1 protein-coding gene is annotated in these 605 nt (G+C 64.8%); it reads right to left on the bottom strand.

Annotated elements, in window-relative coordinates; translation table 11 throughout:
* Positions 1-556: ATP-binding cassette domain-containing protein (locus EN984_RS36930; protein ID WP_127384468.1), on the bottom strand; the 556-nt coding region annotated here is incomplete at its 3' end.
* Positions 557-605: the final 49 nt, after the last annotated feature.

Raw genomic sequence — 605 nt, 5'->3', positions numbered from 1 at the left:
GGGCAATGTTCATGATGATCAGCTGGTGCTTGATGTCGAGGCTGGAAACCGGCTCGTCGAGGAACAGAAAGCGCGGCTTGCCGTCGAGCACCGGTGCCCAGACCTGGCTCAGCACGCGTGCGAGCTGAACGCGCTGTTGCTCGCCGCCCGAAAGCTCCTGGTAGAAACGGCCGGCAAAGCCGTCGAGATCGACACGCGCCAGCGCCCGTTCCGGCAGCCGCGCTTCCTCGCCCGGCAAGACGCCTGAGCGGCCGCCGACAAGGCCGAGCTTGACCACTTCCCGCACGGTGAACGGGAACGACAGCGTCGTCGCCTGCGGCAGCACCGCACGATGGACGGCCACCTCGACCGGCTTCATCGTCGAGAGATCTCGGCCGTTGAGGGCAACGCGCCCGGTGTAGGCGAGTTCGCCGGAAAGCGCTTTGAGGAAGGTCGTCTTGCCCGAACCATTGGGGCCGACGATGGCGGCGATCTCGCCGGGCCGCGCGTGGAAATCGATACCGCTGACGATAGGCTTGCCGGCGATATCAACCGAAACATCCTTGGCCTCGATCATCAAGCCTCACAAATCAACCACGCCGCGCTTGCGCAGCAGGATCCAAAGG

Origin of the sequence: Mesorhizobium sp. M7A.F.Ca.CA.004.12.1.1 (genome assembly GCF_003997835.1) — a bacterium.
Lineage (GTDB): Bacteria > Pseudomonadota > Alphaproteobacteria > Rhizobiales > Rhizobiaceae > Mesorhizobium.
This window is presented reverse-complemented; position numbering and strand designations above follow the sequence as displayed.